15 protein-coding genes and 1 other annotated feature are annotated in these 15963 nt (G+C 40.7%); of the genes, 11 read left to right on the top strand and 4 right to left on the bottom strand.

Translation table 11 applies throughout. The features are described from left to right. Window positions 1–214: 214 nt before the first annotated feature. The 4 genes from FN960_RS09880 to proB form a co-directional block, all read right to left on the bottom strand. Entirely contained in the window at window positions 215–922 is a 708-nt protein-coding gene (locus tag FN960_RS09880) for a GntR family transcriptional regulator (protein ID WP_143848550.1), read from the bottom strand. A 161-nt stretch (window positions 923–1083) separates the two neighbouring features. After that, a complete protein-coding gene (gene proC, locus FN960_RS09875; protein WP_143848549.1) occupies window positions 1084–1920 on the bottom strand; it encodes a pyrroline-5-carboxylate reductase in 837 nt (278 codons plus the stop codon). Window positions 1921–1932: 12 nt separating this feature from the next. Continuing rightward, a complete protein-coding gene (locus FN960_RS09870) occupies window positions 1933–3180 on the bottom strand; it encodes a glutamate-5-semialdehyde dehydrogenase (protein WP_143848548.1) in 1248 nt (415 codons plus the stop codon). Continuing rightward, the gene (gene proB / locus FN960_RS09865; protein WP_143848547.1) at window positions 3173–4303 is read right to left on the bottom strand and encodes a glutamate 5-kinase; all 1131 of its coding nucleotides are present in this window, start codon (window positions 4301–4303) and stop codon (window positions 3173–3175) included. The genes FN960_RS09870 and proB overlap by 8 nt, the downstream gene beginning before the upstream one ends. Window positions 4304–4348: 45 nt before the next feature. Further along, window positions 4349–4557 (bottom strand) — a binding site (T-box leader). A gap of 251 nt (window positions 4558–4808) precedes the next feature. On the opposite strand from proB, the gene asnB reads away from it, so the two are divergent. From asnB to FN960_RS09810, 11 genes are all read left to right on the top strand, one after another. Then, the gene (gene asnB, locus FN960_RS09860; protein ID WP_143848546.1) at window positions 4809–6659 is read left to right on the top strand and encodes an asparagine synthase (glutamine-hydrolyzing); all 1851 of its coding nucleotides are present in this window, start codon (window positions 4809–4811) and stop codon (window positions 6657–6659) included. A 530-nt stretch (window positions 6660–7189) separates the two neighbouring features. Then, entirely contained in the window at window positions 7190–8167 is a 978-nt protein-coding gene (locus FN960_RS09855) for a YncE family protein (RefSeq protein ID WP_143848545.1), read from the top strand. After that, window positions 8164–8847 (top strand): response regulator transcription factor, encoded by a 684-nt coding sequence (locus tag FN960_RS09850; protein WP_143848544.1) that lies wholly within the window; start codon window positions 8164–8166, stop codon window positions 8845–8847. Before FN960_RS09855 ends, FN960_RS09850 begins: the two co-directional genes overlap by 4 nt. Then, window positions 8844–10250 (top strand): sensor histidine kinase, encoded by a 1407-nt coding sequence (locus FN960_RS09845; RefSeq protein ID WP_143848543.1) that lies wholly within the window; start codon window positions 8844–8846, stop codon window positions 10248–10250. The genes FN960_RS09850 and FN960_RS09845 overlap by 4 nt, the downstream gene beginning before the upstream one ends. 85 nt (window positions 10251–10335) lie before the next feature. Further along, complete coding sequence (locus tag FN960_RS09840) at window positions 10336–10935, top strand: copper resistance CopC family protein (protein WP_185970998.1); 600 nt, start codon at window positions 10336–10338, stop codon at window positions 10933–10935. Between the two features lie 218 nt (window positions 10936–11153). Then, window positions 11154–11495 (top strand): DUF3139 domain-containing protein, encoded by a 342-nt coding sequence (locus FN960_RS09835; RefSeq protein ID WP_260681983.1) that lies wholly within the window; start codon window positions 11154–11156, stop codon window positions 11493–11495. Between the two features lie 131 nt (window positions 11496–11626). Beyond that, window positions 11627–12310 carry a GntR family transcriptional regulator gene (locus FN960_RS09830; protein ID WP_143848540.1) on the top strand — a complete coding sequence of 228 codons (684 nt, stop codon included), beginning with the start codon at window positions 11627–11629 and terminating at the stop codon, window positions 12308–12310. A gap of 29 nt (window positions 12311–12339) precedes the next feature. Next, window positions 12340–13416, top strand: coding sequence for a mannonate dehydratase (uxuA, locus tag FN960_RS09825; RefSeq protein ID WP_143848539.1), 1077 nt, complete (start codon window positions 12340–12342; stop codon window positions 13414–13416). Then, complete coding sequence (locus FN960_RS09820; RefSeq protein WP_143848538.1) at window positions 13416–14264, top strand: SDR family oxidoreductase; 849 nt, start codon at window positions 13416–13418, stop codon at window positions 14262–14264. Before uxuA ends, FN960_RS09820 begins: the two co-directional genes overlap by 1 nt. A gap of 15 nt (window positions 14265–14279) precedes the next feature. Continuing rightward, window positions 14280–15257, top strand: a complete 978-nt coding sequence (locus tag FN960_RS09815; protein WP_143848537.1) for a sugar kinase — start codon at window positions 14280–14282, stop codon at window positions 15255–15257. Continuing rightward, on the top strand, window positions 15254–15892 hold the full coding sequence (locus FN960_RS09810; protein WP_143848536.1) for a bifunctional 4-hydroxy-2-oxoglutarate aldolase/2-dehydro-3-deoxy-phosphogluconate aldolase: 639 nt from the start codon (window positions 15254–15256) through the stop codon (window positions 15890–15892). Before FN960_RS09815 ends, FN960_RS09810 begins: the two co-directional genes overlap by 4 nt. Window positions 15893–15963 lie beyond the last annotated feature (71 nt).

Here is a 15963-nt window from a genome sequence, read left to right as displayed (position 1 = left end):
AAAGTCAAAACGCTTTAATATGTAAAAAGCTATATGAAGAACCAGAGATTGTTAGGGGAGCGTTAGATGCTGGTGTTGAAAAAGTCATCCCCTTGTATACTCCTCGATTATAAATCAAGAGATAAACCAGAGGAATGTTCATGAGCACTAGTTGATCTAAAAGGTTAACATACTAAAAAAGGACTCAGCTCAAGATCGTAGAGAGTCCTTTTTGTTATACGGTAAAGTCGATGACATAGCTTTGTTTACTTGTTAAATAAAAAGCATGAGAGTATTCAATTAATGATTCATTTAAATCATATGCAAATCGAGTTCGTTTAAGCAGGACCTCTTGGTTGATGTTAAGATGCGTTTTCACGGAATCAGGAGGCAAACTAATTGTAAACTCATCTCGGAACTGGTTAAAGGTTGCCCCAGATTTACGGAGTGCATCATACAAGGATTGAGCGTAATACTCTAGCTCAAGTGGCAATTCTACTGGCAGAGGAATGTAATGGATCATATAGATATACGGTTCTTCATCTAAGTAATATAACCTTTCAATAAGTGTACACGTTTTGACCGTTGTTTCAGTTACTATTTCAGTTGGAGTATTTATTTGTGAGACACTTATCACTTTCTTCGTTAGCTGTTTGCCTTCTTTTAGAAGAAAGCTTGAGAAATTTTGACCCGTAGACATGTTATTAAAAGCGGCATTATTTAATACAACCGTCCCATATCCAATCTTTTTATCAACGTACCCTTCTTGAGCTAATAGTTCAACAGCCTTTCTAATAGTAATTTTGCTTACATTAAATTCTTTTTCAAGCTGTGACTCTGGCGGAATTAATGAATGGATAGGATAATCCTGATTTAGAATGCGTTCTTTGAGAATATTTTTAACTTGTATATAAAGCGGTCCCGTTTTTCGATTTAGATTCATGGACACATACCTTTCTAAGAGTAAATGATAGTAACTATATAAGATAATATTATAATGTTATAGTACACGTATATGATCTACCTTGCAATTTTAATCATAGCTTTTTCTAACATAAAAAGCTGCGACAGACCTTCAGTTCTTTAGTCTGTTCACAGCTATTTTTACTTCTGAATGGTCGGCAAGGATTGCCCAAGCTCTTTAGAACGGGTTACCGCGTTACCTACTGCTTCCTGAACGGTTTCTTGAAAATGATGCTTAGCCAGTGTATGGATACCGGCTTCGGTTGTGCCGCCAGGGCTCATGACCTCTTGATAAAGCTCCTTAGGCGATTTGCTGGTGTTTTGCAGTCGTTTTCCGACACCAATGATGGTTTGCCTTACTAGTTCGTGCGTTTGTTCTTCTGAGAGTCCGGCCTCACATCCTGCTTTCTCCATGGCTTCAATCATATAATAGAAATAAGCTGGACCAGAACCGGCAATCCCAGTAACGGCATCCATCTGGGCTTCTTCAACAATCGATACGGTGCCTATAGCATTAAACAGCGTTTCCACGGTAAACAGATGGGCATCCGTTGCGTGTTTTCCTCGACAAATCGCTGAAGCTGATTCGCCTACCTTTGCCGAAGTATTAGGCATTGTGCGAATAACCGGGATGTCTTCACCTAGCGTCTCCTCAATCTGAGAGGTCGGAATGCCTGCTATAACTGAGACAATCAGCTGATCTTTTGAAATCACATGCTTAATATGTGAGATAGCATCATGGAAATTCTTTGGTTTCATAGCAAGGATAATAATATCAGCAGAGTCTGTCGCCTCTAAACGATTTGCCTGCGTTTTAATCTTGTATGTTTCTTTAATATAGTTTAAACGCTTTTGGTCCTGTAGGTTGGCTGCAGTAATAGAATGTGGGGCGACGATATCACGAGATATTAATCCTCCAATAATCGCCTCAGCCATCGAGCCGGCACCTAAAAATGTAATTTTTTTATTGATTTGCATGAGACTCATTCCTTACGATTTAATTTGACCTTCGCCATAAATTTTATATTTAGTCGATGTGAGGGCCTCGAGTCCCATTGGCCCACGAGCATGAAGCTTTTGCGTGCTAATCCCAATCTCTGCACCAAATCCAAATTCAAAACCATCTGTAAAACGAGTGGATGCATTATGATAAACAGCGGCAGCGTCGACACCATTTAAAAATGCCACAACATGTTCATCCGACTCACTGATGATGGCTTCAGAATGATGCGTGCCATATTTCCTGATATGAGCAAGTGCATCTTCTGTTGAATTAACCAACCTGATGGCAAGCTTTAAATCAAGATATTCCTCTGCCCAATCTTTATGCTCAGCGATTTCGCTTGAAGCATCCCACTCCCTTAGTTCTTCATCCCCTACAATAGAGACATGATGCTGGTGAAGTTGATCAAGTAGGTTCGGAAGATGCTGCTTTGCCCAATTTCGATGTATTAAAACGGTCTCACAAGCATTGCACACTGAGGGGCGCTGGGTTTTAGCATTAACAACTATATTAGTTGCCATTTCAGCCTTTGCCGATTCATCAATAAAAATATGGCAATTGCCAACGCCGGTTTCAAGGACTGGAATGGTTGACGAGGCAACAACTGTTTTTATTAATGAAGCACCCCCACGAGGGATTAGTACATCTACGTAGTCGTTTAACGTAAATAGTTCACTTGCTGCTTCACGACTTGTGTCTTCTATCAACTGTACGGCTTCCTTAACGTACCCAATCCCTTCTAAAGCTTTTTGCAAGGTTTGGACAATGGCTTTGTTTGAATGAATGGCAGTGCTGCTTCCTCTAAGCAACGAGGCATTTCCTGTTTTTAAACAAAGCCCGGCTGCATCAACGGTCACGTTAGGACGGGCCTCATAGATGATGCCAATCACTCCAAGTGGAACACGCTGTTTCTCAATCTTTAATCCATTTGGTCGGTCGAATTTTTCCATCACTTCGCCGATAGGGTCGTCGAGTTCAACTATCTGCCTCAAACCTAAAGCCATATCTTGAATTCGTTCGGATGTTAGCGTCAGTCTGTCTAAAAGAGAATCTGTTAAACCATTTTCACGGCCATGTAATAGGTCCTGTGCATTAGCTGCCAGAATTTGATCCGTATCTTGTTCAAGCTCCAAGGCCATCGCTTCTAACGCTTGATTTTTTTGCTCCGTTGACATAGATGCTAGCGAGTAGGTGATCGCCTTAGCTTGTATTGCTTTATCCTTTATTTCACTCATCGCTTGTTTGCTCCTCTCGATTGGCTACCCACTGATCTCTGTGTATGACTTCATCTCGTTTCTGGTTTGTGATATCCCGTGCACTCGAGCTATCTAAACCTTTTGCTAAGTCAATTTGATTTGAGGAAAGATTGGTTCGACCTTTCCCTAATAAATGTCCCTGCTGATTTTTCACTTGTATAACCTCAAAGGGTAGGAAGGTTCCATTAACAGCTACAATTCCAGCTGGTAATAAGCTTTTTCCTTTATAAAGTAACGCCTTCTCTGCACCTTCATCAATGACAATGGATCCGGACGTAGAAGAGTGAAGAGAAATCCATTGCTTTGAAGCAGGCATAACCGACTTAGGTGAAAAAGATCCTAGGTAAGTCCCATCGCCTTCACCTTTAAGAATGGAAATAAGTTTATCATGACCTAATCCATGACCTATAAACGTGTTAACACCTAATGAAAGGGCAGTTTGAGCTGCATTAATTTTAGACTTCATACCACCTGTTCCGAGTGCCGTACCTGATTCAGCAGGAAGCTGCAAAAGCTCTTTTGTAATTTCCGGAAGATGAGAGTAACGAATGGCGTTGGGATTTTTATGAGGGTTCTCTGAATAAATCCCATTCACATCTGTTAGGATGATCAGCATATTCGCATGGACAAATCCCGAAACTAACGCTGAGAGCATGTCATTATCACCAAAGGTTAGTTCATCGACACTAATCGAATCATTCTCATTAATGATAGGAATGCAGCCTCGTTTCAATAATTCAGTAATCGTACGATTGGCATTTCTGAACCGAGTATGGTGCGAAAAGTCTTCCTTAGTCAGTAATAATTGAGCTGGAGTGATGTGATATGGAGCAAACTGTTCCATATAGCCTTGCATCAATAATCCTTGCCCAACTGCTGCAGCTGCCTGTTTGCCCGATAAGGTGACGGGTCGACTTGGGTAGCCAAGAGAAGGGAAGCCAGCCGCAACAGCTCCCGAAGAAATTAAAATGACCTCATGTCCCTGATTTTTAAGCGCAGCAAGAGCTCCAACATGCTCGGTAAGCTTCTCTAAACTTAAAGAACCATTTGTTTTTGTTAATGAGCTACTGCCAATCTTTACAACAATACGCTGCCGACCCATCCTAACACCTCTTTCGTAAAAAAATAAAAAAACTCCTCCATCCTATATAAGGACGGAAGAGTTATCCGCGGTACCACCTTGATTGACATGAAGAATCATGTCCGCTTTAGCTCTTATAACGCAAGAGGGACGTCCAAGTAATTGGAAGCTCAAAGGCAGGTTCATCTGAATAAATTGGTGGCGGGTCTTTCAGCCGATGAACCCACTCTCTGTTCACATTTCTTCAGAGTACTAATCCTTCTCAATGCACTGTCATATAATGTGTCAAGTATAAGGGGAGTGAAATAAGAAGTCAAGACCATTTTATTTGAACATTCTGATTACTGGAGCGCGATGACGTGTATTAGTATAGGCATTTAATTGTTTATTATATGTTCCGCTGTTTCTCTATATAACCCATAAATTCAAAGGCACTATTGATAGTGGCAGTGAATAGCATAGGTTATGTGATTGGATGTTCGGGAAGCGCAAGGTAAACAAAGAACCCAAAAGGGGCTGGTTATGGATGTGCGGCATTACAGGGTGGATTGATTGGCGAAAGGATATGCGTAGTGAAAAAGCTGCTATTCATAAAATGGCTAACACATTAAATAAAAGGGGTCCAGACGATTTACGAACTTGGACTTCTACACACGCAGGTTTGGGTCATGCCAGATTAGCGGTGGTTGATCTAGAAGGCGGTATTCAACCTATGACAAGAGCCGTCAATCATAAAGAGTATACGCTTGTATACAATGGAGAGCTTTATAATACAGAAGATATACGAAAAGAATTGTTAAAACGTGGGCATACTTTTTCAAGCCATTCCGATACGGAAGTGCTATTAAAATCATATATTGAGTGGGGAAGCGGATGCCTTGAACACTTTAATGGCATCTTTGCCTTTGCTATATGGAATGAGCAGGACCAGAGTTTATTTATGGCAAGAGACCGACTCGGCGTAAAACCGCTTTTCTATGCTGTTTTAAATGGAGCTTTGGTATTTGGTTCCGAGCTGAAAGCCTTACTTGCTAATCCTAAAATTGAAGCGGTGGTTGATCGAGAGGGGATAGCAGACATTATGGGGCTTGCTCCATCACGAACACCTGGCCACGGCATATTCAAGCAAATCAGCGAGCTCCGACCAGGTCATATGCTTAGTTATGATCGGAATGGAGCACAAATAAGTCGATATTGGTCACTAAAAAGTAAAGAACATACGGAGGACGCTGAGGAAACAGCGGAGCATATCCGTGAGCTCTTATATGATATTGTTGATCGACAATTATTTGCGGATGTACCTGTGGGAATGTTTTTGTCTGGTGGCCTTGATTCAAGTGCATTAACAGCTATTGCTGCTGAGATCTATCGTGAAAAAGGGAAGCAGCCGATTCGAAGCTATTCTATTGATTATGATGAAAATGATAAATATTTTAAGTCGAGTGCTTTTCAACCAAACTCAGATGCCCCTTGGATCAAAAAAATATCAGAAGAACTCAATACCAATCACCGAAACGCCATCATTTCTATAGATACATTAGCTGAGCAATTAATTGAAGCCGTAAATGTTCGTGACCTTCCAGGTATGGCCGACGTAGACTCTTCGCTATTATGGTTCTGTAAGGAAATCAAAGAGGACGTAACCGTGGGACTTTCCGGAGAATGCGCTGACGAAATATTTGGAGGCTACCCATGGTTCCACAATCCTGAAATTATGAATATCGATGGGTTCCCGTGGATGCGGTCCATCAACGAACGTGAGGATCTGTTAACAGACTCTTGGAGAAGCAAGCTCAATCTAAAAGAGTATGTATACAGTCAATACAAAAAGACAATTAACGAAACCCCAAAATTTGAAGGTGATACAAAAGAAGAGGCAAGGAGACGTGAGATTTCATACCTAAACATCATTTGGTTTATGACGAATTTATTAGATCGTAAAGACCGAATGAGCATGGGAGCAAGTCTCGAAGTACGCGTGCCATTTTCCGATCATCGACTCGTTGAATATGTTTGGAACATCCCATGGGAGATGAAGAGTTATGGAGATAAGGAAAAAGGCATCTTAAGAAAAGCACTGGAAGGCGTACTGCCCAATGATGTGCTTTATCGCAAGAAAAGCCCGTATCCCAAAACGCACCACCCGAAATATGCCAAGACTGTTAGCCTCATGATGGATAAGGTTCTTGAACAAAAAGACGCCCCACTCTTTGAGTTTGTTGATAAGAAAAAGCTTAAAGAAATTAACGAGACTGGTGGATTTGACACGGGCAAACCATATTTTGGACAATTGATGGCGGGACCTCAGTTGTTGGCCCATTTTGTACAGATGGATCATTGGTTAAAGCATTATCAGATTAAAATTGAAGATAAATAGGTGAAGAAAAAAATATTGTTTGAATAAGAGACAGGTATCTCCTGTCTGTTTTTTTTGCATTAAAACATAAAGCTAAGAATATTGGAACGATTACTAAACGATTGGCAAAAAGCTGGATACATCGCGAGGAGGAAGGAATACATCGGGAAGAAGCTGGATACATCGCGAGGAGTAGAAAATACATCGGAAGGAAGCTAGATACATCGCGAGGAGGAAGGAATACATCGGAAAGAAGCTGGATACATCGCGAGGAGGAAGGAATACATCGGAAAGAAGCTGGATACATCGCGAGGAGAAAGGAATACATCGGAAAGAAGCTGGATACATCGCGAGGAGGAAGGAATACATCGGAAGGAAGCTGGACACATCGCAAGCAGCAGAAAATACATCTATAAGAAATCGAAGACATAGACATGCATCTCTCTGACTCCAAACAATCCTTCTGAAGACTGTTCACCTGAACTTCACAAATAGGTGCTATAACGATTTGGTATACTATTTGTAGAGTTTTTAGAAGCTGGAGGTTCAAGATGAAATACGCGAGGCTGTTTCCTTTTGTAATGCTAGGCTGGTTCCTGATGAGCGGTTGTCAGGATCAGTCGATTGAGGTACCTGAAACATCAGATGAGCTATTACTAGTCTCTCATGCAAAGGAGTCTTCCCTTTCTTTTATAAATCCTCAGACGGATGAGGACATAGCATCAACGTCTATTCCTTTTACCTTAACGGATATGGCATTCATCTCAGAAAATAAGGTAGTAGGAATCAATCCAAATGAAGAGCAGTTAATTGAAATTGATTTAGACGAGCAGGTCACTCGTCCTTTTATGGATCTTGGATTTGGAATGAGCAGCATTGTTTTTGACGAGGCATCTGAAAGGCTTTTTGTGGCCGATACACAAAATCATCGAGTTCACGTCATTGATGCGAACTCGAAGGATAAGCTAGCTTCTGTTGATATGGGAGCAGCGCCAAATGAGCTCTCAATTAGTCAAAACGGGGATCTATATATCGTCTTATCTGAAAAAAATGAAATGATACAATTTGATACTAATTCAAACCAAGTTGTTCAAACCTTCTCAATTAATGATACTCCCGCTGGTATCTATGTAGATGAGGATGTGGTCTGGGTCGGGGGACATGGCTCTAATACGGAGCTGAACCGGACTGTATATGCCTTTGATCCTCAATTGGGAGGAGTGCAAAAGGAAATAGAGGTTGGCCTCATGCCAATTGCGATTGAGATAGGAGATCATGAAAGAGATTTATTTGTTCTTTGCCACGGTGATCATACCGTTTATAAAATAGATGCTGATACCGGTGAAATTGATCATCAAACAGAGGTTGGGCAAAATCCAAATGATATTTATGCAACAGACGATAAGCTCTATGTAACAAACTTAGATAGCGATACGATTTCAATTCTTAATCAATCGGATCTCAGTTTAATTAAAACGATTCCTGTTGCGCCAGGTCCTTATTTAATACTGTCGGAGGTGAATTCATGAATTCAACAACAAACATCCTTGTTGTAGATGATGAAAAGGAATTGCTCCAACTAGTTGGTACATTTCTTGATAAAGAAGGATATCATGTTCTGACTGCCTCAGATGGATACGAGGCAACGGACTTATTGGCAAGTGAACCCATAGATCTAGTGATACTCGACATTATGATGGAGGGCATTGATGGGTTTGAATTATGTAAACGAATTCGTGAAACATCACAAATTCCTGTAGTCATGCTTACTGCTAAAAGCAGTGAAGAGGACCGCATTCGCGGCTTGAAATTGGGTGCAGATGATTATGTCGTTAAACCTTTTAGTCCAAGAGAGCTAATGGCTCGAGTAGAAGCAGTTCTTAGAAGAATGAAAGGTGGACAAGCTGATTTACACAGAGTTGAGGTTGAGGAATTAGCGATTGTTCTAGATGCCAGAAAAGTATTTGTGAAAGACGAACTCGTTAATTTAACACGTAAAGAATATGATTTACTTGTTTTTTTGTATGAATCTAAAGGTCAGGTTTTTACTAGAGATCATTTATTAGTGAGACTTTGGAACCCTGACCATAATAAAACACATCGTACTGTAGATACGCATATTAAAACCCTTCGATTAAAGCTTACATCCGCAGGTCGTTTTGTACAAACTGTCTGGGGAGTAGGCTATAAATTTGAGGATTCAGTATGAAGCATTGGTCGATAAAACATAAGGTATGGCTTACGATCATTAGTGTGCTCGTAACGGTTGTTATAACAGGAATTCTACTTATTTCTTTTTTATATGATCGATTATATATTGATAAACAAATTGAATCATTAATGCTTCAAGGGGAGCAGTTAGTTGAGGTATATGGGGAAGAGGAGAGTGATGAATTCTTCCAAGAACGCTTAAAGTGGGCTAACGAAAGCACGGATGCTGAAGTCGAATTTACAGATAATCCAATGCTTTTGGCAAGTGGTGAAGTACTCGATCCAACGTCCCAGTATAACTTAATCAATTTCGAAGAGCGGCAACAGCTACTAGCTGGAGAAACGGTTGTAATGAGACGTGCTCACCCGAGATTTGATCAAGAGATTTTAGGTGTAGCTATTCCGTTATTTGAAGGTGGAAATTTAGAAGGGGTTGTATTTTTATCAAAACCTTTAGCTGATATCTATGAGCCTTTTGCTGACATTCAGTGGTTACTATACATTGGCTTTATTCTGCTTATTAGCATCATCTTATTTCTTGGAAACAAAATGGTTCGTGATGTTGTTAATCCCCTTATTTCAATGAAAACTGTTGCCCAAAGAATTGAGCAGGGTGATTTTAGTCAACAAATCAAACAAACGAATACTACGGATGAACTGGGTCAACTAGCGCGTTCATTTAATTCCTTATCTACTTCTTTAAATGAAGTGGACCAAAATCGAAAGGAATTTCTAGCAAATATCGCCCACGAATTAAAAACGCCATTAAGTTATATGAAAGGCTATGCTGAAGGAATTGAAGAAGGTGTGGTCACAAAAGAAAAAGGGCTAGGCATTATTCAAAAGGAAGCTAATCGCTTAGATAGACTGGTACATGATTTGTTAGATTTGGCACAAATGGAGGCAGACACTTATCAGCTCCAACATGAACCGATTGCTTTTGCAGAGTTAATTGATGATGTTGTTGATCAATTTAGCCTATCCGCAAAACAAAAACAGGTTCAAATCTTACGAGACCTTGACGATGAGTGCATTATCATGGGAGACGCAGACCGAATTGAACAGGTGGTTCGGAATCTATTAGATAATGCGTTACGATATACGCCCGCAGATAAAAAGATCTTCATTACGTTATATAGAAAAGGCAAGCATGTTCATCTTGAAGTAAAGGATGAGGGCATTGGCATTCCTGAACAGGACCTTCCTGCTGTGAAGCAGCGGTTTTACAGGGTGAAAAAAGCTCGCGAACGCAAGGATGGCGGGACTGGACTAGGCTTATCTATTGTGTCGCAAATCATTCAAAAGCATGAAGGACATTTTGATCTCATTTCAGTTGAACATGAAGGAACGACAGCAGTTGTTACGTTAAATAGTTATTCTGAAGATGTGTTAAATTCGTGAAGCATGAAGAATTTCACTCTAATTTCACTTTTGTCTACTAAGATAAATTCGAGTTGAAATAATGGGAAGAAGAGGGAGTGTTAACATGCTAGCAAGACCTAAAATGATGATTCTTGCAATCATTGTATTATTAGTAGGTTTACCACAAACAGTTTTTGCGCATTCACATATTGAATCAACTGTGCCTACGGATGGAGATACAGTTGAAGAGGTGGTAGAAACAATTGAGCTATCATTTGATGGTGGCATTGAACAAGGTGCGACGATTCAAATTACAACGGAATCAGGTGAAGAAATCGAGCCTGCTGACGTACAAGTAAACAGCCCTAACATTGAGGTAGAACTTGCAGAACCATTAGCAAGCGGCGTGTATACGGTGGCCTACCAAATTATAAGTGCTGATACGCATCCAGTCGAAGGGGATTTTACCTTTACGGTTGAAGCAGAAGAAGTAACTGAACCTGAAGAAGATGTGACTGAAGAGCCTGAAGTTGTTGAGGAAGATGATGCAAACAATGATGAAACCACAGAGGAAGAGTCTGTTGGCTCCGAGGAAACGGAAACTTCAACATCTGATGAACAACAAACAACAGAAGAAGGCTCTGCCCTAATCTGGATTATTGGTGGAATCCTAATTGTTGTCCTTATTGTAGCAGGTGTGGTAATGGCAAGAAGAAAGAAATAAAGGACTACGTAGTAGCTTGTTACTCTAATGTTGAATTGGAGTAACAAGTTTTTTTGGATCAATGTCGAAAACTATCGAAAAGAATGTCTATAGGAGCCCATAGATATTTGATAAACTATTTATGAGAAGAAATGATAGGAAGTATGTAGTAGAAAACGGAAGAAATCAAGGAACAATTAATTATATTTAAAGGGGTATGGGTCATCGTGGATAGATTCATGGGGGTTCTGTCGTTGATACTCAGTGTGTGTTTAGTGGTTGGGGTTTCGTTTATGTGGTATATATTCTTGCATGGAGACCCTATAAAGATGGTACGATCAGAGGAAGAAGTTTATCACTATCTCATATCAGATAGACAATATCAGCCAACAGATATTCAATCTATTCAGACCACATATCATATTAATGATGAAACTAGAGTAAACTACACAACATTTGTTATATTTACAGATGAGCCTACCTTTGAATATGAGTACGTGTATGATGAGAAAAGTGGAGTTAGCGCTAGAGGAAGAATTGACGGGATGGGCAACCATTATTCAGAAGATTGGTATGATTAACGCAGGGCTTTAAAGCCCTTGCATGTCTTAAACCTATAGCAGTTCTTATGCTTATTATAATGATTTGTACAAAAATCTATCATACTTGTATGGTAGTATGGTAGTATAGGTTTGAGAGGGAGGATAAGCTATTGAGTCCAACGTATCAAAATAAGCCATCGGCGGTATCGTCTAGGGTACATGTTTATCATACTTTACGAGAAAGCATTACCTCACTTAATCTAAAACCTGGAGCTGCCATTTCGGAAAAAGAGATCGCAGACGAATTACACGTAAGCAGGACGCCGGTTCGAGAAGCATTTTTGCAGCTTGCTCAAGAGCAATTATTAGAAATTAAACCCCAGCGAGGCTCTTTTATTACATTAATTGATTTAGAGCAGGTTGAAAATGCACGATTCATTCGTGAACATTTGGAGCTAGGTATCGTTAAGCTTGCATGTGATCAAGCCACTAGTGAAGACTTGGATGAAATGGATACCAACTTGATACTTCAAGAACGCATGATGACAAAGCAGAATTATGATCGACTTTTTCAACTTGATGGAGAATTCCACCGTCTCATTGCAGCAAGCTGTGGGAAACAGCAAGTATCTGACATGATCTTTCACATGAATGTTCAATTGGAGAGATTACGAATGCTTAGCCTTTCATCGAATTTGAATTGGTACGAAATTTTATCACAGCATCAGCAAATACATAATGCGATTAAGAATCGTGATCACAACAAAGCAGAAGCTCTTATGAAAGAACATTTACGCATGATCACTGTCGATCAGGTTGAACTAAAAGAGCAGTTTCCCATGTATTTTAAATAAAATGTATTTAATGAAAGGAAGGGTTCAAAATGAAGATGACCTTTAGATGGTACGGGGAAAATAACGACTCTGTTACCCTAGAGCAGATCAAACAAATACCAGGAGTAGAAGGCTTGGTATGGGCACTACATGACTTACCAGCAGGTGAGGTTTGGCCTGTAGAAAAAATCATGGAAGTGAAACGTCAGGCAGACGAATACGGATTTCATTTGGATGTTGTTGAAAGCGTAAACGTACATGAAGACATTAAGCTTGGACTACCGTCACGTGATCAGTATATCGAAAATTATAAGCAAACCATTGCCAATTTAGCTGAAGTAAATGTAAAAGTTATTTGTTATAACTTTATGCCGGTTTTTGACTGGACACGGACAGACATGTATAAAGAAATGGGCGATGGTTCAACGGCTTTATTCTATGAAAAGAGTAAGGTTGATTCAATGGATCCACAGGAACTTATTCGTCAAACTACGAGTAACTCAGCATTCACCATGCCTGGTTGGGAGCCTGAGCGTTTAGCAGGAATTGAAAAGTCATTTGAACTTTATAAGGGCATGACAGAGGATAATCTTTGGGATAATCTACAATATTTCTTAGAACAGATTCTCCCGGTTTGTGAACAGCATGATATTAAAATGGCAATCCACCCGGATGATCCACCTTGGTCAGTATTTGGACTTCCGCGTATTATTACGAGTGAGAAAAATGTAGAGCGCTTACTTTCGCTTTCAGACAGCCCTGCTCATAACATTACGCTCTGCAGCGGATCACTTGGAGCAAATCCTGCTAATGATGTCCCTAAAATCATCCGTCGCTTCCATGATCGTATTCCATTTGCTCATATTCGCAACGTGAAGATTTATGAGAACGGTGATTTTATTGAAACCTCTCATCGCTCACAGGACGGATCTGTTGATATTGCAGATGTTGTGAAGGCTTATAATGAAAATGACTTCACAGGTTATGCTCGACCTGATCATGGGCGTCATATCTGGAATGAAGAATGTCGACCTGGCTACGGCTTATATGACCGTGCACTTGGCATTATGCATCTATGGGGACTGTGGGATGCGTATGAAAAGGTGAAAAGCGAGGGGAGAAAATAATGCTACCAATACACACAGCTTTAGAAGGTAAAGTGGCTGTCGTAACAGGCGGCAGTGGTGTTTTATGCAGTGAGATGGCCAAAGAGCTTGCCAGACAAGGAATGAAGGTTGCGATATTAAACCGAACAGCTGAAAAAGGAAAGCAGCTAGAAGCCGACATTCGTAATCAAGGCGGAACAGCTCTGGCTGTTTCCTGTGATGTGCTAGATGAGAAGAGCATCCTTGCAGCGAGTGATAAAATTTTGTCTGAGTTAGGTCCATGTCACTTACTGATTAATGGCGCTGGCGGAAATCACCCAGATGCCATTACTAGTAAGGAAAGCTTCTCTCAAGAAGACATTTCAGATCCAGAGGTAAAAAGCTTTTTTGACATGACCATCACCGGATTTGATCAAGTGTTTAAATTGAATTTACTTGGAACGGTGTTACCTACTCAAGTATTTGCCAAACAAATGATTGATCAAGAAGGGGCAACCATTATTAATGTATCCTCAATGAGTGCACCTTCTCCAATGACAAAGGTTCCTGCCTATAGTGCAGCAAAAGCGGGCATTGATAATTTCACGCAATGGTTGGCTGTACATTTTGCTGATGCGGGAATCCGCGTAAATGCAATCGCCCCAGGCTTTTTCTTAACGGAACAAAACCGTAGCTTATTAACAAATGAAGACGGTTCCTTAACTGAACGTGCAGAGAAAATCATTGCTCACACTCCAGCAGGACGTTTTGGAAAACCAGAGGATTTGCTCGGAACATTATTGTGGTTAGCAGATTCTGAAAGCTCACGTTTTGTAACAGGCATCGTTGTTCCAGTGGATGGCGGATTTATGTCTTACTCTGGAGTGTAGGGAGGAGAAGTGAACATGAGTGCAGATGTAGTAACATTTGGTGAAACGATGGTCTTATTAGAAGCAGCGAGCAGTGGACCGCTCCGTTATGTGGATTCATTTACAAAACGATACGGTGGCGCTGAATCTAATGTAGCCATTGGTATTTCAAAACTAGGTTATCAATCTTTGTGGATGAGTAAGGTCGGAGAAGACGAATTTGGACAATTTCTCATTCAGAAGATTAGAGGCGAAGGTGTAAATACAGATTATGTTCAAACATATCAAGGTGCGCCAACTGGACTATACATTAAGGAAATGCGACGTCCTGGAGATCAACGTGTAACCTATTACCGTGCTGGATCAGCAGCAAGTTTCTTTAACAAAGAGGATTTAAATGAACAACAAATTGCGTCCGCAAAGGTGCTTCATATCACTGGAATTACACCTTTATTAAGCGAATCCTGTAGTGAAGCCGTGTTTAAAGCAATTGATATGGCAAAGAAGCATAACGTCTTAGTTTCGTTTGATCCCAACCTCCGCTTTACCTTAATGGGAAGAATTGGAGAGGAGAAGGCAAAACAGCTTATGCGTGACATCGCAGCGAAATCAGACTTAGTGATGCCAGGACTCGATGAAGCAGAATGGCTTTACGGTACAAATGATGAAGCTGAAATCGCCCAAACTCTGTTTGCAGAAGGCGTAAGTAAAGTTGTCATAAAAAATGGTGGGGAATACTCGTTTTATGCTGAGGCAAAGGGTGAACAAGGACGTGTACCAAGCTTTGAAATCAAACAAATTGTTGATGCAATTGGCGCAGGAGATGGATTTGCGGCAGGCGTTTTAGCTGGTATACTTGAAGGCAAGTCATTGCAGAATGCCGTTCATTTTGCCGCTGCAGTGGGTGCCCTAGTAGTGAGCTCTCCTGGTGACATCGAAGGACTACCTACTCGTGCAGAAGTTGACGCATTTATTGAACAAAAAGAAGGACACTCGGGAGGAGTATTACGTTGAGTAGATTTGATACATTAATCAGTTCTGGAGTGGTTGCTGTCATTCGTAAGCAGCCTAGAGAACATATCGTTTCCATCTCTAAAGCGCTTGTGAATGGAGGCGTAACCGGACTTGAAGTCACGATGGATTCAGAGGACGCATTAGGAGCAATCACTGAGCTTCGAAGCCAATTTGGCGAGGAGGTTGTAGTGGGAGCAGGTACAGTTCTTGATGCTGAACAAGCCGTTCTTGCTATTCAAGCGGGTGCTGAATTTATCTTTGCTCCAATTCTAAATGAACCAACCATTCGTGCAGCAAAACGTCACGGAAAAATTATGATTCCAGGTATCTTCACACCTACTGAAGCACAACAAGCAGTAGAATGGGGAGCAGATATGGTGAAAGCCTTCCCAGCAGATGTACTAGGACCAGCATTTATTAAAGCAGTGAAGGGCCCATTATCACATATTCAAATCATGCCAACAGGTGGTGTCGATCTCGATACCATTGACGGATTCATAAAAGCAGGAGCCTCTGCCGTAGGAGCTGGAAGCCCACTCTTACGCAAGGATCTCATTGAAGCACAGGATTGGGCAGGGCTTGAACAACACTCCGCAGCCTTTGTAAACCAAGCACAGAAAAGTCTTGGTAATTAAAATGATAATAAGGAAAACCTTTCATCCAGCGGATGAAAGGTTTTTTCATAGGAACATGTTGAATTTGAAAG

Origin of the sequence: Alkalicoccobacillus porphyridii, from assembly GCF_007293315.1 — a bacterium.
GTDB classification, from domain to species: Bacteria; Bacillota; Bacilli; order Bacillales; family Bacillaceae_D; genus Alkalicoccobacillus; species Alkalicoccobacillus porphyridii.
The sequence above is the reverse complement of the archived record's forward strand: the minus strand, read 5'-3'. Positions and strand labels throughout refer to the sequence as shown.